At 62.1% G+C, this 19,578-nt stretch carries 25 protein-coding genes; 11 read left to right on the forward strand and 14 right to left on the reverse strand.

Annotated elements, in window-relative coordinates; all coding sequences use genetic code 11:
- Nucleotides 1–65: 65 nt before the first annotated feature.
- The 7 genes from murA to ACIPZF_RS07760 all read right to left on the reverse strand — a co-directional run bounded on the left by murA (nt 66) and on the right by ACIPZF_RS07760 (nt 4,760).
- On the reverse strand, nt 66–1,331 hold the full coding sequence (gene murA, locus ACIPZF_RS07730; protein WP_400797296.1) for a UDP-N-acetylglucosamine 1-carboxyvinyltransferase: 1,266 nt from the start codon (nt 1,329–1,331) through the stop codon (nt 66–68).
- 23 nt (nt 1,332–1,354) lie between these two features.
- On the reverse strand, nt 1,355–1,594 hold the full coding sequence (locus ACIPZF_RS07735) for a BolA family protein (protein WP_003255121.1): 240 nt from the start codon (nt 1,592–1,594) through the stop codon (nt 1,355–1,357).
- Between the two features lie 118 nt (nt 1,595–1,712).
- Nucleotides 1,713–2,015 (reverse strand): lipid asymmetry maintenance protein MlaB, encoded by a 303-nt coding sequence (locus tag ACIPZF_RS07740; RefSeq protein ID WP_400797298.1) that lies wholly within the window; start codon nt 2,013–2,015, stop codon nt 1,713–1,715.
- Complete coding sequence (locus ACIPZF_RS07745; protein WP_400797301.1) at nt 2,012–2,659, reverse strand: phospholipid-binding protein MlaC; 648 nt, start codon at nt 2,657–2,659, stop codon at nt 2,012–2,014. Before ACIPZF_RS07745 ends, ACIPZF_RS07740 begins: the two co-directional genes overlap by 4 nt.
- A 9-nt stretch (nt 2,660–2,668) precedes the next feature.
- A complete protein-coding gene (gene mlaD / locus ACIPZF_RS07750; RefSeq protein ID WP_400797304.1) occupies nt 2,669–3,154 on the reverse strand; it encodes an outer membrane lipid asymmetry maintenance protein MlaD in 486 nt (161 codons plus the stop codon).
- A complete protein-coding gene (mlaE, locus tag ACIPZF_RS07755; RefSeq protein WP_400797305.1) occupies nt 3,154–3,951 on the reverse strand; it encodes a lipid asymmetry maintenance ABC transporter permease subunit MlaE in 798 nt (265 codons plus the stop codon). The genes mlaD and mlaE overlap by 1 nt, the downstream gene beginning before the upstream one ends.
- Nucleotides 3,951–4,760 carry an ATP-binding cassette domain-containing protein gene (locus ACIPZF_RS07760; protein ID WP_043213285.1) on the reverse strand — a complete coding sequence of 270 codons (810 nt, stop codon included), beginning with the start codon at nt 4,758–4,760 and terminating at the stop codon, nt 3,951–3,953. Before ACIPZF_RS07760 ends, mlaE begins: the two co-directional genes overlap by 1 nt.
- A gap of 247 nt (nt 4,761–5,007) precedes the next feature.
- Here ACIPZF_RS07760 and ACIPZF_RS07765 point away from each other — a divergent pair, with 247 nt between their 5' ends.
- The 10 genes from ACIPZF_RS07765 to ACIPZF_RS07810 all read left to right on the forward strand — a co-directional run bounded on the left by ACIPZF_RS07765 (nt 5,008) and on the right by ACIPZF_RS07810 (nt 12,022).
- On the forward strand, nt 5,008–5,982 hold the full coding sequence (locus tag ACIPZF_RS07765; protein WP_400797308.1) for an SIS domain-containing protein: 975 nt from the start codon (nt 5,008–5,010) through the stop codon (nt 5,980–5,982).
- Nucleotides 5,983–5,996: 14 nt separating this feature from the next.
- Nucleotides 5,997–6,521 (forward strand): KdsC family phosphatase, encoded by a 525-nt coding sequence (locus tag ACIPZF_RS07770; RefSeq protein ID WP_400797309.1) that lies wholly within the window; start codon nt 5,997–5,999, stop codon nt 6,519–6,521.
- A gap of 8 nt (nt 6,522–6,529) precedes the next feature.
- Nucleotides 6,530–7,102, forward strand: a complete 573-nt coding sequence (lptC, locus tag ACIPZF_RS07775) for an LPS export ABC transporter periplasmic protein LptC (RefSeq protein ID WP_400797311.1) — start codon at nt 6,530–6,532, stop codon at nt 7,100–7,102.
- Complete coding sequence (lptA, locus tag ACIPZF_RS07780) at nt 7,089–7,613, forward strand: lipopolysaccharide transport periplasmic protein LptA (RefSeq protein WP_400797314.1); 525 nt, start codon at nt 7,089–7,091, stop codon at nt 7,611–7,613. Before lptC ends, lptA begins: the two co-directional genes overlap by 14 nt.
- Complete coding sequence (lptB, locus tag ACIPZF_RS07785) at nt 7,614–8,339, forward strand: LPS export ABC transporter ATP-binding protein (RefSeq protein WP_400797316.1); 726 nt, start codon at nt 7,614–7,616, stop codon at nt 8,337–8,339.
- Nucleotides 8,340–8,514: 175 nt separating this feature from the next.
- Nucleotides 8,515–10,008 (forward strand): RNA polymerase factor sigma-54, encoded by a 1,494-nt coding sequence (locus tag ACIPZF_RS07790; RefSeq protein WP_400797319.1) that lies wholly within the window; start codon nt 8,515–8,517, stop codon nt 10,006–10,008.
- Nucleotides 10,009–10,087: 79 nt separating this feature from the next.
- On the forward strand, nt 10,088–10,396 hold the full coding sequence (gene hpf / locus ACIPZF_RS07795; RefSeq protein ID WP_003255135.1) for a ribosome hibernation-promoting factor, HPF/YfiA family: 309 nt from the start codon (nt 10,088–10,090) through the stop codon (nt 10,394–10,396).
- Nucleotides 10,397–10,408: 12 nt separating this feature from the next.
- Nucleotides 10,409–10,873, forward strand: a complete 465-nt coding sequence (gene ptsN, locus ACIPZF_RS07800; RefSeq protein WP_400797321.1) for a PTS IIA-like nitrogen regulatory protein PtsN — start codon at nt 10,409–10,411, stop codon at nt 10,871–10,873.
- 2 nt (nt 10,874–10,875) lie between these two features.
- Nucleotides 10,876–11,730, forward strand: coding sequence for an RNase adapter RapZ (gene rapZ, locus ACIPZF_RS07805; protein ID WP_400797324.1), 855 nt, complete (start codon nt 10,876–10,878; stop codon nt 11,728–11,730).
- A gap of 19 nt (nt 11,731–11,749) precedes the next feature.
- Nucleotides 11,750–12,022, forward strand: coding sequence for an HPr family phosphocarrier protein (locus tag ACIPZF_RS07810; protein ID WP_400797327.1), 273 nt, complete (start codon nt 11,750–11,752; stop codon nt 12,020–12,022).
- Between the two features lie 106 nt (nt 12,023–12,128).
- On the opposite strand, the gene ACIPZF_RS07815 is transcribed toward ACIPZF_RS07810, so the two are convergent.
- From ACIPZF_RS07815 to pmbA, 6 genes are all read right to left on the reverse strand, one after another.
- Entirely contained in the window at nt 12,129–13,022 is an 894-nt protein-coding gene (locus ACIPZF_RS07815) for a ZIP family metal transporter (protein WP_400798066.1), read from the reverse strand.
- 11 nt (nt 13,023–13,033) lie between these two features.
- A complete protein-coding gene (locus ACIPZF_RS07820) occupies nt 13,034–13,645 on the reverse strand; it encodes a superoxide dismutase (RefSeq protein WP_400797329.1) in 612 nt (203 codons plus the stop codon).
- A gap of 1 nt (nt 13,646) precedes the next feature.
- On the reverse strand, nt 13,647–14,108 hold the full coding sequence (locus ACIPZF_RS07825; protein WP_400797332.1) for a hypothetical protein: 462 nt from the start codon (nt 14,106–14,108) through the stop codon (nt 13,647–13,649).
- A gap of 28 nt (nt 14,109–14,136) precedes the next feature.
- Nucleotides 14,137–15,513, reverse strand: a complete 1,377-nt coding sequence (locus ACIPZF_RS07830; RefSeq protein ID WP_400797333.1) for a class II fumarate hydratase — start codon at nt 15,511–15,513, stop codon at nt 14,137–14,139.
- A complete protein-coding gene (locus tag ACIPZF_RS07835) occupies nt 15,506–15,907 on the reverse strand; it encodes a FagA protein (protein ID WP_400797335.1) in 402 nt (133 codons plus the stop codon). The genes ACIPZF_RS07830 and ACIPZF_RS07835 overlap by 8 nt, the downstream gene beginning before the upstream one ends.
- Before the next feature lie 129 nt (nt 15,908–16,036).
- Nucleotides 16,037–17,383: a metalloprotease PmbA gene (pmbA, locus tag ACIPZF_RS07840; RefSeq protein WP_400797337.1), complete on the reverse strand. Its 1,347-nt coding sequence runs from the start codon at nt 17,381–17,383 to the stop codon at nt 16,037–16,039.
- Between the two features lie 108 nt (nt 17,384–17,491).
- On the opposite strand from pmbA, the gene yjgA reads away from it, so the two are divergent.
- Nucleotides 17,492–18,013, forward strand: coding sequence for a ribosome biogenesis factor YjgA (yjgA, locus tag ACIPZF_RS07845; protein ID WP_400797340.1), 522 nt, complete (start codon nt 17,492–17,494; stop codon nt 18,011–18,013).
- 125 nt (nt 18,014–18,138) lie between these two features.
- Here yjgA and tldD read toward each other — a convergent pair whose 3' ends face one another.
- A complete protein-coding gene (gene tldD, locus ACIPZF_RS07850) occupies nt 18,139–19,578 on the reverse strand; it encodes a metalloprotease TldD (protein WP_400797343.1) in 1,440 nt (479 codons plus the stop codon).

A 19,578-nucleotide genomic window follows, 5' to 3' on the forward strand; every position in this document is an offset into this window, starting at 1 on the left:
AACACCGGCAAAGCCGGTGCCATGCACTGCGGTGCCTCCTTCGCGGGACAAGCCCGCTCCCACAGTTAGCCCGGTACGCGGCGGATCTTCGCGCCGAGCATCTGCAGTTTCTCTTCGATGCACTCGTAACCACGGTCGATGTGGTAGATGCGGTCGATCAGGGTATCGCCTTCGGCGACCAGCGCCGACAGCACCAGGCTGGCCGAAGCACGCAGGTCGGTCGCCATCACTGGGGCGCCTTTGAGCGTTGGTACGCCAGTGACGATGGCAGTGTTGCCTTCGACCTGGATCTGCGCGCCCATGCGGTGCATTTCGTACACGTGCATGAAGCGGTTTTCGAAGATCGTCTCGATCACTGCGCCGGTGCCTTCGGCAATGGCGTTGAGCGAGATGAACTGTGCCTGCATGTCGGTAGGGAACGCCGGGTACGGGGCGGTGCGCAGGTTGACGGCTTTCGGCCGCTTGCCATGCATGTCCAGCTCGATCCAGTCTTCACCGGTGGTCAGGTCAGCGCCGGCTTCCTTGAGTTTCTCCAGCACGGCTTCAAGGATGGTCGGGTCGGTGTCCTTGACCTTGACGCGGCCGCCGGTCACAGCAGCGGCGACCAGGTAGGTGCCGGTTTCGATACGGTCAGGCATGACTCGGTAACTGGCCGAGTGCAGACGCTCGACGCCATCGATGGTGATGGTGTCGGTGCCGGCGCCTTGGACCTTGCCGCCCATGGCGTTGATGAAGTTGGCCAGGTCGACCACTTCAGGCTCGCGTGCGGCGTTCTGCAGCACGCTGCGGCCCTTGGCCAGGGCAGCGGCCATCATGATGTTCTCGGTACCGGTGACGCTCACGGTATCGAAGAAGAAGTGCGCGCCACGCAGGCCGCCTTCGGGGGCCTTGGCCTTGATGTAGCCACCTTCGACTTCGATTTTCGCGCCCATGGCTTCGAGGCCGCGGATGTGCAGGTCGACCGGACGCGAACCGATCGCGCAGCCGCCTGGCAGGGCCACTTCGGCCTCACCGAAACGGGCGACCATCGGGCCGAGCACGAGGATCGAGGCGCGCATGGTCTTGACCAGCTCGTAGGGCGCGACCAGGGTCTTGATGGTGCGCGGGTCGATCTCCACCGCCAGCTTCTCGTCGATCACAGGCTCGATGCCCATGCGCCCGAACAGCTCGATCATGGTGGTGATGTCGTGCAGGTGTGGCAGGTTGCCCACGGTGACCGGGCCATCAGCCAGCAGGGTCGCCGCCAGAATCGGCAGGGCCGCGTTCTTCGCGCCCGAAATGCGGATCTCGCCGTCAAGGCGAGCGCCGCCAGTAATAATCAGTTTGTCCATTGGAGTCTCGCCGCCAAGTTGGCTCAGGTGCGCTCAGCCCAGGCTGCGCTGCTGAAAAATTTCATGGTTACCGCATGGATGCTGCCATTGGCGATCCAGGGATTAAGGTGAGCATAGATCGCCTGCTGACGCTTGACCGGGCTCAGGCCAGCCAACTCGTCGCTGATCACGTTCAATTGGAAGTTGCAGCCTTCGCCTTCAACTTCGACCCGGGATCCCGGCAATTTTTCTTCAAGGAAGCTCTTAACTTCTACGGCCTGCATGCTCAACCTCAATCGGCGCCCGATGCGCACGGGTCGGCCATCATACAAAAAAGCCCCTCGCCTGCGAAGCCCACCGAGGGCGTGCGCTGACCGAGGGGCCTCAATCAACGGCGAGCCATCAGCTCGCCAGCACTTCATCGAGGTCATAAACCCCGGCAATTTCCTGCATGTCGCTGGGCATGCCACGCACCTCGAAGGCCTTGCCGCTGGCCTGGCCATCGCGGATGAACGCCAGCAACAGCGACAGGCCGACACTCGACGACTTCTCGACTGCCGAGCAATCGAGCACCAGGCGGGGTTCGCGCGAGGCATCGATCAGCGCCTTGCCCTGCTTGCGCAAGGCCGGGCCGCTGCGGTAATCCAGCACGCCGGCCAGGCGCAGCACGCCTGGCTCGGCCATGCTCACGGCGGCCTCACTCATTTGACGGTCTTCTCTGGCGACTGGTCGGCAGCCTGCTTGGCCTTGGCCACTTCGCCGGCCCAGCCGTCGATGGTCTTGTCCAGGTCGTTGCCATTGCGCTGCATGGCATCGGCGAACTGATCGCGGAACAGCTTGCCGATGTTGATGCCATTGACGATGACGTTACGTACCTTCCACTCGCCGCCGAGGTTTTCCAGGGTGTACTGCACCGGGTAGACGGCGCCATTGTTGCCGGTAACCTTCATGCCGACACTGGCGCGCTTGCCGTCATCGGCCTTGGCCGGGTCGACGACGATGCCCTGGTTGTTGTACTCGAGCAGCGCGTTACCGTAGAACTGGAACAGGCTGCGCTTGAAGTTTTCCTGGAAGCGCTGCATCTGCGCGGGCGTGGCCTTGCGCGAGTACTTCACGGTCATGATGCTCTTGGAGATACCATCGGCATCGACCACCGGGCCGAGGATGCGATTGAGCGTGTCGTAGAAGGCTTGCGGGTTGGCCCTGTACTGCTCCTTGTTGGCCTTGAGCTCACCCAGCAACTCGGTGGTGGTGCTCTGCACCACATCGTGGGGTGACTGGGCGGCCATGGTCAGCAGGGGAAAGGCCGCCAGCAGCACCAGCAGGCCACGTCGCAGGATCGAAATCATGGAAACTCCTTAATTAGCCGGTTGCGCTTCTTTTGGTTCCTTGCCCACGGTATTGAGCAGGAACTTGCCAATCAGATCTTCCAGCACCAGCGCCGACTGGGTGTCATGGATGGTCGCGCCGTCCTTGAGCACCTCTTCTTCGCCGCCCACGCTGATGCCGATGTACTTCTCGCCAAGCAAACCGGCGGTCAGGATCGACGCGGTGGAGTCGGTCGGCAGGTTGTCGACCTTGCCGTCCAGCTGCAACGTCACCCGACCGGTGTAGGAATCACGGTCCAGATCGATGGCGGTGACCTTGCCGATCGTCACACCGGCCATGGTCACTTTAGCTCTGACCGTCAAACCGGCAATATTGTCGAAGTACGCATAAACTTTATAGGTATCGCTGCTCGGGCTGGCCGACAGCCCGCTGACACGCAGGGCCAGCAGCAGCAACGCCAGGATCCCGGCCAGAAGGAACAGGCCGACACCGATTTCCAGGGTGCGGTTTTGCATCAGAAATCTCCAAACATCAAGGCGGTCAGAATAAAGTCCAGACCCAGTACTGCCAACGAGGCATAGACCACGGTCTTGGTGGTGGCACGGCTGATCCCCTCTGAGGTGGGCTCGCAGTCATACCCCTGGAACACGGCGATCCAGGTGGTGACGAAGGCGAACACCAAGCTCTTGACCAGGCCGTTGAGCACGTCGTCGGTAAAGGAAACACTGTTCTGCATGTTGGCCCAGAACGAGCCTTCGTAGACGCCCAGCCAGTCGACCGCGACCCACGAGCCACCCCAGATGCCGACCACGCTGAAGATCAGCGCCAGCAGCGGCAACGAAATGAAACCGGCCCACAGACGCGGCGCGACGATGTACTTGAGCGGGTCGACGCCGATCATCTCCAGGCTCGACAGCTGCTCGGTGGACTTCATGTTGCCGATCTCGGCGGTCAGCGCAGAACCGGCGCGGCCGGCGAACAGCAACGCGGTGACCACCGGGCCGAGCTCACGCAGCAAGGTCAGGGCGACCATCTGCCCGACCGCCTGCTCGGAGCCGTACTTGGTCAGGATGCTGTAGCCCTGCAGCGCCAGCACCATGCCGATGAACACACCAGACACGGTAACGATCGCCAGCGACAGCACGCCCACCGAATACAGCTGCTTGGTCAGCAGCTGAAAGCCGCCGCCGATGCCGCCACGGCCGATCAGCGCATGGAACAGGAACAGGCAGGAACGTCCGAGTACCGCCAGCACGTCGATCGCCGAGCGGCCGAACAGGCGGATGCGTTCAAGTAAGGATTTTCTGCGCATCAACGCGCCCCCAGCAGATCGGCGCGGTAGTCAGGCGCAGGAAAGTGGAAGGGCACCGGGCCGTCCGGGTCGCCTTTCATGAACTGGCGAATACGCGGATTGTCCGAGCCCATCAGCTCATCGGGGGTGCCCTGGCCGAGCACCTGGCCATCCCCAACGACATAAATGTAGTCGGCGATGCTGGCGGTTTCCGCCAGGTCGTGGGACACCACGATGCTGGTGATGCCCAGGGCATCGTTGAGCAAGCGGATCAGGCGCACCAATACACCCATGGCGATCGGGTCCTGGCCGACGAACGGCTCGTCGTACATGAGGATCTGCGGGTCCAGGGCAATCGCCCGGGCCAAGGCCACGCGGCGCTTCATGCCACCGGACAGCTCGTCGGGCATCAGGTCGATGGCGCCTCTCAGGCCCACGGCCTGCAGCTTCATCAACACGATGTCGCGGATCATCTCGTCCGACAGCTGCGTGTGCACGCGCAGCGGGAAGGCCACGTTCTCGAACACATCGAGGTCGGTAAACAGTGCGCCGCTCTGGAACAGCACGCCCATCTGCTTGCGCGCGTCGAACAGGTCGCTGCGCGACAGGCTTGGCAGGTTCTGCCCGGCCACCCAGACCTCGCCGCTGGACGGACGCAGTTGCGCGCCCATCAGGCGCAGCAGCGTCGTCTTGCCGCACCCCGAAGGCCCCATGATGCCAGTGACCTTGCCGCGGGGTATGCGTATGTCGACATTGCTGAAAATGCTGCGCGAACCGCGCTTGAAGGTGACGCCCTTCAACTCGACCGCGTAGGCGCTATCCACACTCATCTAGACTCCTTGCTAGTGCAGCCTCGTTCTAGTGGACGCCTGCCCTCTTCTTGAAGGCACACGCGCCCCTGGCGGGCCGAATTGCGGCGAACTATAGCACCGCAGAGCGGGCGCCCCCAAGGCCATGAAACGCGTCGTTCAGGCCAACGACAGGCTTTGATGACATTTGTTACAGCAATCGAAAGGGTGAGGCTTTCTTCCATTGCGGCTATAATCGCCGCCTTTTCATCAGGCATTGCTTTTCGACATGAGCCAATCCAGTGAGCTGATCCAGTCCGCCCAGCGCACCCTGCGCCTGGAAATCGAGGCCGTACAAGGCCTGGCGGCCAGTATCGATGCCAACTTCGTCAAGGCCTGCGAGCTGATCCTGGCGAGCAAGGGCCGAGTCGTGGTGGTCGGCATGGGCAAGTCGGGGCATATCGGCAACAAGATCGCCGCAACCCTGGCCAGTACCGGCACGCCGGCGTTTTTCGTGCATCCGGCCGAAGCCAGCCATGGCGACATGGGCATGATCACCCGTGACGATGTCATCCTGGCCTTGTCCAACTCTGGCAGCACCGCCGAGATCGTCACCTTGCTACCGCTGATCAAGCGCCTGGGCATCCAGCTGATCAGCCTGACCGGCAACCCCGACTCGCCGCTGGCCCAAGCCGCCGAAGCCAACCTTGACGCGCGCGTCGCTCAAGAAGCCTGCCCGCTCAACCTGGCGCCGACCTCCTCGACCACTGCGGCCCTGGTACTGGGCGACGCCCTGGCCATCGCCCTGCTCGAGGCCCGTGGTTTCACCGCTGAAGACTTTGCCTTCTCCCACCCAGGCGGTGCACTGGGCCGGCGCTTGCTGCTCAAGGTAGAGAATGTCATGCACGCCGGCGATGAACTGCCGCAAGTGCAACGTGGCACCCTGCTCAAGGACGCGTTGCTTGAAATGTCGCGCAAGGGCCTGGGCATGACCGTGGTGGTCGAAGCGGACGGCAAGCTGGCCGGGATCTTCACCGACGGCGACCTGCGCCGCGCTCTGGACCGCAGCATCGACGTGCATACCACCCTGATCGACCAGGTCATGACCGTGCACGGCAAGACCGCCCGCGCCGAAATGCTCGCCGCCGAGGCCCTGAAGATCATGGAAGACCACAAGATCAGCGCTTTGGTGGTGGTGGACAAGGAAGAGCGCCCGACCGGCGCCCTGAACATGCACGACCTGCTGCGCGCCGGCGTGATGTAGAGGAGACAGTGCAAATGACCCACGACCTGATGCAACGCGGCCAAGCCATCAAACTGGCCGTATTCGACGTCGACGGCGTACTTACCGACGGCCGCCTGTACTTTCTCGAGGACGGCAGCGAATTCAAGACCTTCAACACCCTCGACGGCCAGGGCATCAAGATGCTCATGGCCTCGGGCGTGACCACGGCGATCATCAGCGGGCGCAAGACCCCGGTGGTCGAGCGCCGGGCGAAGAACCTCGGCATCCCGCACCTGTTCCAGGGCCGCGAGGACAAATTGGTGGTACTCGACGGCCTGCTCGCCGAACTGGGCCTAAGCTATGAGCAAGTCGCTTATCTTGGCGACGACCTGCCCGACCTGCCGGTGATTCGCCGGGTCGGCCTGGGCATGGCCGTGGCCAGCGCCGCGCCGTTCGTACGCCAGCACGCCCATGGCGTGACCCAGGCACGTGGTGGCGAAGGTGCCGCGCGCGAGTTTTGTGAACTTATCATGCAGGCCCAGGGCACCCTGGACGCTGCCAACGCCAACTACCTGTAAGGCTACCCATGTTCAGCAAGAAAGCCCGCAATTTTGCGCTGCTCGCGGTAATCGCCGCCCTGCTGGTGGCCATCGGCTATTGGAATGTCAGCCCCGAGAGCTTCATGGACAAGCCGGTGGCGCAGGTCGACGAAAGCGCCATCGACTATTACGCGATCAACGCCCATAGCGTGCAGTTTCTGCCCGACGGCAAGCTGCAATACGAAATGACCGCCGACAAGGTCGAACACCTCAAGGCCACCGAGGTCACACTGGTGACCACGCCCGACCTGCACATGTACCGGGGCACCGAATATCCCTGGCACGTGCAGAGCGTACGCGCCGAGGTCAACCCCGATGGCACCGAGGTCGAACTGATCGACAAGGTTCGAGTCGCCCGTACCGACGAAAAGCAGCGTGAAACCATCATTACCAGTTCACGCATGACTGTGTTCCCGCAGAAGCAATATGCGCAGACCGAGCAAGCCGTTAGAATCGACGGCGCCGGTGGCACGACTACGGGCAAAGGAATGAAAGCGTATTTGAAAGAAGGCAGGATGGACCTGCTCTCTAACGTAAGAGGACAGTATGAGGCTCGTTAAAACCCTCCCCCTTTTGCTCAGCCTGAGCGCAGCACTGGGAAGCGCGAGCGCCTTCGCCCTGCCGACCGACCGTGACCAGCCGATACGCATCCAGGCCGACAACGCGCACCTGGACGACAAGCAAGGCGTGGCCACCTATACCGGTGACGTGATCATCACCCAAGGTTCGATGATGATCAAAGGTAACACCGTGACCATGACCCGTGCCGCCAACGGCGACATCGACGTGGTCACCTCGGTGGGCAACCTGGCCTATTTCGAGCAACAGCAGAGCACTGCCAAGCCTGACAAGATGAAAGGCTGGGCCGTGACCATCCAGTACCAGGCGCAAAAAGACACGGTGATCCTCACTGACCGCGCCAAGGTCGAGAACGAAGGCAACACCACCGAAGGCGAGAAAATCGTCTACAACACCAAGTCCCAGGTGGCGACCGCCGGTCGTGGCGGCAACGTCACCGCTCCGCGTCAGCGTATCGACATGGTGATCCAGCCGAAGAAGAAGGCCGAGTAAATGGCAACCCTCAAAGCCCAGCACCTGGCCAAGAGCTACAAAGGTCGGCAGGTCGTGCGCGACGTCAGCCTGTCGATCGACAGCGGCCAGATCGTCGGCCTGCTCGGCCCCAACGGCGCCGGCAAGACCACCTGCTTCTACATGATCGTCGGCCTGGTCCAGGCCGATCAGGGCCGTGTGCGCATCGACAACCTCGATGTCAGCCACCAGCCCATGCACGGCCGCGCACGCGCCGGCATCGGCTACCTGCCGCAGGAAGCCTCGATCTTCCGCAAGCTGTCGGTGGCCGACAACATCATGGCCATCCTCGAGACCCGCAAGGAGCTCGACCGCGAGGGCCGTCGCAAGGAGCTGGAAAGCCTGCTGCAGGAGTTCCACATCAGCCACATCCGCGACAACCTCGGCATGAGCCTGTCCGGTGGCGAGCGCCGCCGCGTCGAGATCGCACGCGCCCTGGCGACCGCACCGAAGTTCATCCTGCTGGACGAACCCTTTGCCGGTGTCGACCCGATTTCGGTCGGCGACATCAAGCAGATCATCCACCACCTCAAGGCCAAGGGCATCGGTGTATTGATCACCGACCACAACGTCCGCGAGACACTGGATATCTGCGAAACCGCCTACATCGTCAACGACGGCCAATTGATTGCCGAAGGCGATGCGCAGACCATCCTGGCCAATGAGCTGGTCAAGGAAGTTTACCTGGGCCACGAGTTCCGGCTCTGATCCCAGGACGTGCCTGGAGCACGGGCTTTGCCGCCTTGATGGGGCTTAAGTTGTTACAGTGCTCTAGGCAAACGCTACAATTTAAGGCATAAAACTTGCTTGAATTTGGCGCTCCGGCGCCCTCGTGTAGTGGATGGCGCATGCGCGCCGGCGAACAAGGTATTTAGCCCCAGCCATGAAACCATCGCTCGTCCTAAAAATGGGCCAGCAACTGACGATGACCCCGCAGTTGCAACAGGCCATCCGCCTACTTCAGCTCTCCACCCTGGACCTCCAGCAGGAAATCCAGGAAGCGCTGGAGTCCAATCCGATGCTCGAACGTCAGGAAGACGGCGACGACTTCGACAACAGTGACCCGATGGCGGACAACGCCGAGAACAAACCGGTCGCCGAAGTTCAGGACAACAGTTTCCAGGAAAGCACCGCCAGTGCCGAAAACCTGGAAGACGGTGAGTGGAGCGAGCGAATCCCCAACGAGCTTCCGGTCGACACGGCCTGGGAAGACATCTACCAGACCAGCGCCAGCAGCCTGCCGAGCAACGATGACGACGAGTGGGATTTCACCACCCGCACATCCGCCGGCGAGAGCCTGCAAAGCCACCTGTTGTGGCAGCTGAACCTGGCACCGATGTCCGACACCGACCGCCTGATCGCCGTCACCCTGATCGACAGCATCAACGGCCAGGGCTACCTGGAAGACACCCTCGAAGAGATTTGCGCCGGTTTCGACCCGGAGCTTGACATCGAGCTCGACGAGGTCGAAGCGGTACTGCACCGCATCCAGCAGTTCGAACCTGCCGGCATTGCTGCGCGCAACCTGGGCGAATGCCTGCTGCTGCAGTTGCGCCAGCTACCCGCCAGCACGCCGTGGATGGCCGAGGCCAAGCGCCTGGTCAGCGACTTCATCGACCTGCTCGGTGGGCGCGACTACAGCCAGCTGATGCGCCGCATGAAGCTCAAGGAAGACGAATTGCGTCAGGTCATCGAACTGGTGCAGAGCCTCAACCCGCGCCCGGGTTCGCAGATCGAATCCAGCGAGCCGGAATACGTGGTGCCTGATGTCATCGTGCGCAAGGACAGCGATCGCTGGCTGGTCGAGCTGAATCAGGAGGCAATCCCGCGCCTGCGCGTCAACCCGCAGTACGCAGGGTTCGTGCGTCGCGCCGATACCAGCGCCGACAACACCTTCATGCGCAACCAGTTGCAGGAGGCACGCTGGTTCATCAAGAGCCTGCAGAGCCGCAACGAAACGCTGATGAAGGTGGCCACGCAGATCGTCGAGCATCAACGCGGCTTCCTCGATCACGGTGACGAGGCGATGAAGCCCCTGGTGCTGCATGACATCGCCGAAGCAGTGGGCATGCACGAGTCGACCATTTCGCGGGTGACCACGCAGAAATTCATGCATACACCCCGCGGCATCTACGAACTGAAATACTTTTTCTCGAGCCACGTCAGCACTTCGGAAGGCGGCGAATGCTCGTCCACGGCGATCCGCGCAATCATCAAGAAACTGGTTGCGGCGGAAAATCAGAAAAAGCCATTGAGTGACAGCAAGATCGCTGGTTTACTGGAGGCACAAGGCATCCAGGTCGCCCGTCGCACCGTCGCCAAGTACCGCGAGTCCCTCGGCATCGCACCGTCGAGCGAGCGCAAGCGACTGATGTAGCCCCTGAGATGTGCCACAGCGTTTGTGGGGCAGGTGCAACACCTGCCTCTTTATGCACGGGCAACAAAGGAGAAGCTGTATGCAAGTCAATATCAGTGGACAGCATGTAGAAGTCACCCAACCGCTGCGCGATTATGTGCTTGAAAAGCTCGCCCGGGTGGAGAGTCACTTCGACAAGATCACCAACGTGCAGGTCATCATGAAAGTCGAGAAGCTGCAGCAGAAGGTCGAAGCGACCTTGCAGATTCCCGGTGGAGAAGTGGTTGCCAACGCCGAACACGAAGACATGTATGCAGCGATCGATGCCCTGGCCGACAAGCTCGACCGTCAACTGAAAAAACACAAGGAAAAACAGCAAAGCTTGCTGCAAGGTGCGGCTGCCCGCTGATCCCCCTCATCCATGATCCGACTTGAAACCATCCTGACCCCCGGCCGTTCCCTGGTGAACGTGCCGGGCGGCAGTAAGAAGCGCGCCCTGGAAAAGGTCGCCACCCTGATTGCCGAACAAGTGCCCGAATTGGAGATGCAAGACGTCTTCGAAAAGCTGATCGCTCGGGAAAAACTCGGCTCCACCGGTTTCGGCAATGGCATCGCCATTCCCCACTGCCGCATCAAAGATTGCACTGGCCCGGTTAGCGCCCTGCTGCACCTGGACGCTCCGATCGATTACGACGCCATAGATGGCGCACCAGTCGATTTGCTGTTCGTCCTGCTGGTGCCAGAAGCAGCCACTGACGCCCACCTCGAACTGCTTCGCCAGATCGCCAGCATGCTCGATCGCAAGGATGTGCGCGACCGTCTGCGCAGTGCCGCCAGCAGCGATGCCCTTTACCAGGTAGTCCTGGACGTTCAGAACGAGGCCTGAATATGCGCCTGATCATCGTTAGCGGCCGGTCCGGCTCCGGCAAAAGTACCGCCCTCGATGTGTTGGAAGACAACGGCTATTACTGCATCGACAACCTTCCTGCCGGCTTGCTCCCGCAGTTGGCAGAGAACGCGCTGATCAACACCGAGTTGCAGCAGCCGAAGGTGGCGGTGTCGATCGATGCGCGCAACCTGCCCAGCCATCTGTCGCGCTTCCCCGACCTGCTTGCGGAAGCCCGTAGTCGGCATATCCAGTGTGATGTGCTGTTTCTCGATGCCGACGAAGATACCCTGCTCAAGCGATTCTCGGAAACTCGACGACGCCACCCGCTGACCAACGCGGACCGCTCGCTGGCCGAAGCGATCCGGGTGGAAAGCGAACTGCTCGGGCCAATTGCGGACCTTGCCGACCTCAAGATCGACACAACCAACCTCAACCTGTACCAGCTGCGCGACTCGATCAAGCTGCGCCTGCTCAACCAACCTGAGCCCGGCACCGCATTTCTGGTCGAATCGTTCGGTTTCAAGCGCGGCATGCCAGTCGATGCCGACCTGGTATTCGATGTGCGTTGCCTGCCCAATCCCTATTGGAAGCCTGAGCTGCGTGAGCATTCTGGCCTGGAGCAGCCGGTTATCGAATATCTGGCCGCACAGCCGGATGTCGAAGAAATGTTTTCCGATATCTCCAGCTATCTGCTCAAATGGCTGCCACGCTTCGCCGCCAGCAACCGTGCCTATGTCACCATTGCCATCGGCTGCACCGGCGGTCACCACCGCTCGGTCTATATCACCGAACGCCTTGGCCAGTTGCTGCAGCAGTCATTGAAAAACGTCCAGGTCCGCCACCGCGACCTTTAGCCACAGGATCCGCACCACGATGCCCGCCCGTGAAATCACCATCATCAACAAGCTGGGCCTGCATGCCCGGGCGGCCGCCAAGTTCGTTGGCGTGGCCGGGCGCTTCCCCTGCCAGGTGCGGGTGGGGCGCGCGCCAGACAAGCTGGTGGATGGCAAGAGCATCATGGCGGTGATGATGCTGGCGGCGGGCAAAGGCACCCAGGTGCACCTGCACACCGAAGGTGAGCAGGATAGTGATGCCCTGGATGCGTTGGTGGCGTTGATCGACAACTATTTCGACGAAGGCGAATGAAAAGCCCTTGTAGGAGCGGCTTCAGCCGCGATGCGAGCGACGCGGTGGCTGGCACCGGCTTTGCCGGTGATCGCGGCTGAAGCCGCTCCTACGGGGGTTGCGGTGCTTACGACATCGCCGTATCCATCACCATCATCAAGCAGAAGCCAACACACAGCCCCAGGCTAGCCAAGCGGTGATGGCCATTGCTACGCGACTCGGGAATGATCTCCTGGGTCACCACCAGCAACATCGCCCCCGCCGCGCAGGCCAGACCCAGCGGTAGCAGCAGCTCGGCGACGTTCACCAACCATGCGCAGATCACTGCTGCCAGCGGCTCCACCAGCCCTGATGCCGCACCGATCAGGAATGCCTTGAAGCGCGGCATCCCCGCCCCTGCCAGCACCAATGCGATGACCAGGCCTTCGGGTACATCTTGCAGGGCGATGCCCATGGCAAGGCTGTCGGCATCGGCCATGCCACCACCGGCCGACACTCCGATGGCCATACCCTCGGGAATGTTGTGGGCGATGATGGCGATCACGAACAACCAGATCCGTGCCGCGATTACCGGCTGATTTTCGTTGCCGACCAACGCCTCGGGCGAGGTGCCAGACACCTTGAGGTCGACTACGAACAGGCACAACGCACCAAACAACAGCCCAAAACTGATCAGGCCGCCCGCTCCCCATGGGCTGAAGCCAATGGATTGCGCGGCATCCAGCCCCGGTATGATCAGCGAGAACGCGGTGGCTGCCAGCATCACTCCGGCGCCGAAGCCCAACAGGGTATCGGCCAGGGCTACCGGCATATTACGAATCACCAACACCGGTACCGCGCCCAGCGCTGTACCCAGTGCGCACAGTGCACCACCCTCGAGGGCGCGCAACATGCGCGGTTCCAGGTCCAGCCAGGCGATACCCTTCGCCACCAGCAGGGCCGTGCCGACCAAAAGCAGCAAAGTGCCTACCGCCAGCCGGAACAGGCGCACACTGCTGACAGACATCACCTCTGAGCGCATACCGGTTCGACTCACTTGCTGGCTTCTAGGTATCGACGTTCCACTTCCGCCCAGTCGATGACGTTGTAGAAGGCACCGATGTATTCCGGTCGACGGTTCTGGTACTTAAGGTAGTAGGCGTGCTCCCAGACATCCAGACCGAGGATCGGCGTGTTTCCGTGCATCAGCGGGCTGTCCTGGTTGCCGCTGCTCTCGACCACCAGTTTTTTCTCCGGGGTGACGCTGAGCCAAGCCCAACCGCTGCCGAAGCGGGTCAGCGCGGCTTTGGTGAAGGCTTCCTTGAAGGCCTCGAAACCACCCAGTTCGGTCTCGATCGCCTTGGCTACCTGGCCCTGCGGCTGACCACCGCCCTTCGGCGACATGACGGTCCAGAACAGCGAGTGGTTGGCATGCCCACCACCATGGTTGGTGACCGCACCGCGCAGGTTCTCAGGCAGCTGCTTGACCGCACCAACCAGCTTTTCAACCGGCCATTCGGCCCATTCGCTGCCCTCGATAGCCGCATTGAGGCCGTTGACGTAAGTCTGATGGTGCTTGGTGTGGTGAATCTCCATGGTCTGAGTATCGATGTGCGGTTCCAGTGCATCGTAGGCATAAGGCAGTGCAGGCAAGGTATGAGGCATGTCAGTGGATTCCGTAGGCTTGGGTTCTGGACATCAGGTCCGGCTGGGTTGCCAGTTCGCTGGGAGAGGATGCCTGCCGATTGAGCAGGCGCTCGGTGCGCGGGTACTGGCCGTACTCGGCAATGAAACTCAGCAACTCGGTGTAGGTACGCCCGCTGTGGCGCAGCGCCGCATCACGCAGCGTCTGGGGCAGGCGCGCGTCCTGGCTGGCCTGGAGCAGGCGCTGATGGACGGCGCATAGATAGTCGGCGCTCTCCTGCGGCTGGTTCAACCGCAGGTGCAGGTCGGCCAGGTTGTGGTGAGAGACGACGAACGCCGCCACCGCTTCGTCGACGTCATGCCAGCGCTCGAACAGCACCTGGGCCAGGGCCAGGGCTTGCAGGTAATGTTCCCGGGCATCGACCAGTTCGCCCTGTTCGAAGAGGCGATTGGCTGTTTCAGTGATGCGTTTCCAGTGCTGCATGACGTTTACTCCTGAGCGCTGACGCGAGTCAGATGCCGCCAGCGGTGAGTTTTTCCGGGTCCAGCAGCGCTTCGAGCTGGTCGCGCGACAGGTCGGTGTGCTCCAGCGCCACATCGATGATCGGCCGGCCTTCCTTGTAGGCGGTCTTGGCGATCTCGGCAGCCTTGAGGTAGCCGATGATCGGGTTCAGCGCGGTGACCAGGATCGGGTTGCGTGCCAGGGCTTCCTTGAGCTTGCCCTCGTTGACCTTGAAGCTGGCGATGGCCTTGTCGGCGAGCAGGCGGCTGGCATTGGCCATCAGCTCGATGCTTTCCAGCAGGTTGCGAGCGATCACCGGCAGCATCACGTTGAGCTCGAAATTGCCCGACTGGCCGGCTACGGCGATGGTCGCGTCGTTGCCGATCACCTGGGCGGCGACCATGGCGGTGGCTTCCGGGATCACCGGGTTGACCTTGCCCGGCATGATCGAGGAGCCCGGCTGCAGGCCTTGCAGTTCGATCTCGCCAAGGCCGGCGAGCGGGCCGGAGTTCATCCAGCGCAGGTCGTTGGCGATCTTCATCAACGCCACGGCAGTGGTCTTGAGCTGGCCAGACAGCGCAACGGCGGTGTCCTGCGAGCCGATCAGGGCGAACAGATTCTGCCCCGGGGTGAATTCGATCTGGGTCAGGGCGCTCAGCTGACGGGCGAAACCGGCGGCAAACTGTGGGTGAGCATTGATACCGGTGCCGACGGCTGTGCCGCCCTGGGCCAGCGCCTGCAGGCTCGGCAGTGTCGCTTCGATGTGCGCCTTGGCAGCCTTGATCTGGGCTGCCCAACCGTCGAGTACCTGGCTCATGCGCACCGGCATGGCATCCATCAGGTGGGTACGGCCAGTCTTCACGTACTGGTGTACCTGCCCCGACTTGGCTTCGATCACCTGCACCAGGTGATCCAGCGCGGGCAGCAGTTGCTCATGCAGTGCCAGGGCGGCACTGACGTGGATGGTGGTCGGGATGATGTCGTTGCTGCTCTGGCCGCAGTTGACGTGGTCGTTGGCATTGACCGGCTCGCTGTGCAGGCGGCTGGCCAAGGTGGCAATGACCTCGTTGGCGTTCATGTTCGAGCTGGTGCCGGAGCCGGTCTGGTACACGTCCACCGGGAAGTGCTGGATGAAGTCGTCGGCCAGCAGTTGCTCGACCGCCTTGACGATGGCCTCGCCCTGCCCTGCAGAAATCTGCTCGAGTTCGATGTTGGCCTTGGCGGCGGCGGCCTTGGCCAGCAGCAGGGCGCGAATGAACTGGGCCGGCATGCGTTGGCCGCTGATCGGGAAGTTGTCGACCGCGCGCTGGGTCTGGGCGCCGTACAGGGCCTGGGCCGGCACCTGCAGTTCACCCATGCTGTCACGCTCGATACGGGTATCACTCATCATCAAATCCTTGCATCAGTTCATCGGGAGAAATCGACGGCAGCAACCGGCAATTGGCCAGTTGCAGGGCGTAAGGCTGCCAGCGCTGGTTGTGTTCCTGGCGGTCGAGGTTGCGCAGGTCGAGCAATGGACGCCAGGCCTGGTCCAGGCACAGGCAGCGCCAATGCCACGGCAGCATGCGGTCGCAGGCGGTATCCAGCAGCAGGCGGAAGGAGGTCAGCGCCACCGTCCATGGCGAAGTTTCGGTGCAGCACACCAGGTAGCGGCCTTCGGCCAGGTAGTGCTCGATCAGGCGCGGCTCATCGGGCTCGAGAGCGCAACGGATGCGCCGGCTGAGCCAGCGCCAGTTTTCCAGGTAGGGCAGTTCGTGGAGGACGGTTTTCATGAACATCATCGACCGGAGTTACTGGATAATGATATTCATTATTAAGTGATAAACAGAATCACTTCAAGTGTGGCGTGATGAAAGAAAAAACCCGGCGCGATGGCCGGGTCTCTTGTATTTGCTGGAAACGCTAACTCATCAGCTTCCTGCAACCGTCATCTTCTCAATCAGCACAGAGCCGGTATGGATATTACTGCGGGTTTCAAGATCACTGCCGATCGCGACAATTTGTTGGAACATGTCTTTCATGTTCCCGGCGATGGTCACTTCCTGCACCGCATGCTGAATTTCGCCATTCTCGACCCAGAAGCCCGCCGCACCCCGTGAGTAATCGCCGGTCACCATGTTCAGACCGTGACCCATCAGCTCAGTGACCAGCAAGCCACGGCCCATGCGCCGGATCAGCGCCGCTTGATCCTCGACGCCATGGGTGACGTAAAGATTGTGCACGCCGCCCGAGTTGGCCGTGCTCGGCAGACCGAGTTTGCGACCGGAGTAGGTGCCCAGCAGGTAAGAAACCAGCTCGCCTTTGTCGACGAACGGCTTGGCGTAGGTGGCCAGGCCATCACCGTCGAACGCCGCACTGCCCAAGGCGCGCGGAATGTGCGGGCGCTCATCCAGGGTCAGCCAAGAAGGGAACAGGCGCTGGCCAATGGCACCGTCGAGGAACGACGACTTGCGGTACAGGTTGCCACCGGAAATCGCCGACAGGAAGCTGCCGAACAGGCCTCCGGCCAACTCTGCGGAGAACAGCACCGGCACTTCACAGGTTTTCACCGGACGCGCACCGAGGCGGCTGGCGGCACGCTGCGCAGCGCGCTGGCCAATGCTGCGTGGGTCGGCCAACAGGTTGCCTTGACGGTTCACGTCATACCAGTAATCACGCTGCATCTGCCCGTCGCCTTCGGCGATCATCACACAGCTGAGGCTGTGCCGGGTCGAGGCGTAGCCGCCGATGAAGCCATGGCTGTTGCCGTACACACGGCAGCCCTGGTGGGTATTGAGGGTGGTGCCATCGGCGTTGAGAATGCGCGGGTCAGCGTCGAAGGCGGCGGCCTCACAGGCCAACGCCATCTCGATGGCCTGCTCGGGCTCGATGTCCCAGTCATGGTAAAGGTCCAGGTCCGGGATATCGCGGGCCATCAGCGCCGCGTCAGCCAGCCCCGAGCACTCGTCTTCGGAGGTGTGCTTGGCAATCGCCAGGGCGGCGGCAACGGTTTCGCGGATGGCCTCCGGGCCACTGGCCGAGGTGCTGGCCGAGCCTTTTCGCTGGCCGACATAAAGGGTGATCCCGAAGCCCTGGTCGCGATTGAATTCGACTGTCTCGACTTCACGCTGACGCACGCTGGTGGACAGGCCCTGCTCCAGCGACACCGCCACTTCGCAGGCACTGGCGCCTTGCTTGCGAGCTTCGGCAATAATCGCTTCGACTTGCTCCTGCAAGGCTGGCAGGTCCTTGGGGCCTACGCTCTGGACTGCACTCATGGTTTTCTCCACTCAAATTCTTCGTTCGGCGGGGGGCATTCTACGACTGGGCCGGACAAGCGGCCCCCGACTGGTTATCATGGCGACGATTTCTAGCGGACTGCCACCATGGTTGATTCATACGACGACGCCTTCGACGGCGAAAAAAGCAAAACCCAGATCAAGCGCGAGCTGCATGCGCTGGTCGAACTCGGCGAGCGCCTGACCACGGTCAAGGCCGACACCCTGGCACGCCTGCCGTTGACCGACGAGCTGCGCAAGGCCCTGGCCGAAGCCTGCAAGCACACCGCCCACGGTGCCCGCAAACGGCACATGTCGTTCGTCGGCAAGCTGATGCGCGACCAGGACCTGGACGCCATCCACGCGGTGCTCGAACAGATCGACAGCTCCAGCCGCCAGTACAACGAGCGCTTCCACGCCCTGGAAAAGTGGCGCGACCGCCTGATCGACGGTAACGACGAAGACCTTGAACGCTTCGTCAACGAGTACCCCGACACCGACCGTCAGCAACTGCGTTCCCTGATCCGTCACGCCCAGCACGAAAAGGCGCGGAACAAACCGCCTGCCGCTGCGCGCAAGGTCTTCAAATACATTCGCGACCTCGACGAGCTTCAGCGCGGCCTGCGCTAATACGTCGATAACACAGACCTGTGGGAGCGGGCTTGCCCCGCGAACACCGGCGAAGCCGGTGCCAGCCACTACCGCGTGGCCTTCTTCGCGGGACAAGCCCGCTCCCACAGAGATCTCCACAGCCTTCAGGCCCCGGTACCACCGACGGTGATCGCATCCAGCTTCAATGTCGGCTGACCAACGCCTACCGGCACCGACTGCCCATCCTTGCCACAAGTGCCCACGCCACTGTCCAGCGCCAGGTCATTACCGACCATCGACACCCGGCTCATGGCTTCAGGCCCATTGCCGATCAGCGTCGCACCTTTGACCGGCGCAGTGATTTTGCCGTCTTCGATCAAATAGGCTTCGCTGGTCGAGAACACGAACTTGCCGCTGGTGATATCCACTTGCCCACCGCCGAGGTTGGCGCAGTAGATGCCCTTCTTCACCGAGGCGATGATTTCCTGTGGGTCGCTTTCACCGGCGCGCATGTAGGTGTTGGTCATGCGCGGCATCGGCAGGTGGGCGTACGATTCGCGGCGGCCGTTGCCGGTCACTGCCATGCCCATCAGGCGTGCATTGAGCTTGTCCTGCATGTAGCCCTTGAGCACACCGTTCTCGATCAGCGTGGTGCACTCGGTCGGCGTGCCTTCATCGTCGACGCTCAGCGAGCCACGGCGGCCTTCCAGGGTACCGTCATCGACGATGGTGCACAGGCTCGACGCAACCTTCTCGCCAATACGGCCGCTGAACGCCGAACTGCCCTTGCGGTTGAAGTCGCCTTCCAGGCCATGGCCAACCGCTTCGTGCAGCAGCACGCCCGACCAACCCGAGCCCAGCACCACCGGCAACGTACCGGCAGGCGCAGGAATCGCTTCAAGATTGACCAACGCCTGGCGCAGCGCTTCACGGGCATAGCCCATGACCCGATCCTCAGTGAAGAAGCGGTAGTCGGTACGCCCGCCACCACCCTGCCCGCCGCGTTCGCGACGGCCGTTCTGCTCGACGATGACGCTGACGTTGAACCGCACCAGCGGCCGCACATCGGCAGCCAGGCTACCATCCGCGGCAGCAATCAGAATGCGCTCCCAGACCCCAGCCATACTCACACTGACCTGCTGGATGCGCGGGTCCAGCGCCCGCGTGGCGACATCCACACGCTTGAGCAGCTCGACTTTTTCGGCGCGGCTGAGTACGTCCAGCGGGTTGTCGGGGGCGTACAGGGCCGTGACGTCCTGACTGCGAAACGCCTGAACCGTGCCATTTTGGCCAGCGCGGGAAATCGAACGGGCAGCACGCGCCGCCGAAGTCAGCGCTTCGAGGTTGATCGCGTTGCTGTAGGCAAAACCGGTTTTCTCTCCCGACTGGGCACGCACGCCCACGCCTTGATCAAGGTTGAAGCTGCCTTCTTTGACGATACCGTCCTCCAACGCCCAGGTTTCCGAGATCTGGCCCTGGAAGTACAGGTCGGCGGCGTCGATGCCCGGCCCCGCCAACTCGCCCAGCACAGCCTGCAGGCTGTCCAGGGTCAGCCCGCCTGGGGCCAGGAGCTGCTCGCTGACGGTGGATAACATCTGGCTCAT

It is taken from the genome of Pseudomonas sp. NPDC089752 (assembly GCF_044748725.1).
Taxonomy (GTDB): Bacteria; Pseudomonadota; Gammaproteobacteria; order Pseudomonadales; family Pseudomonadaceae; genus Aquipseudomonas.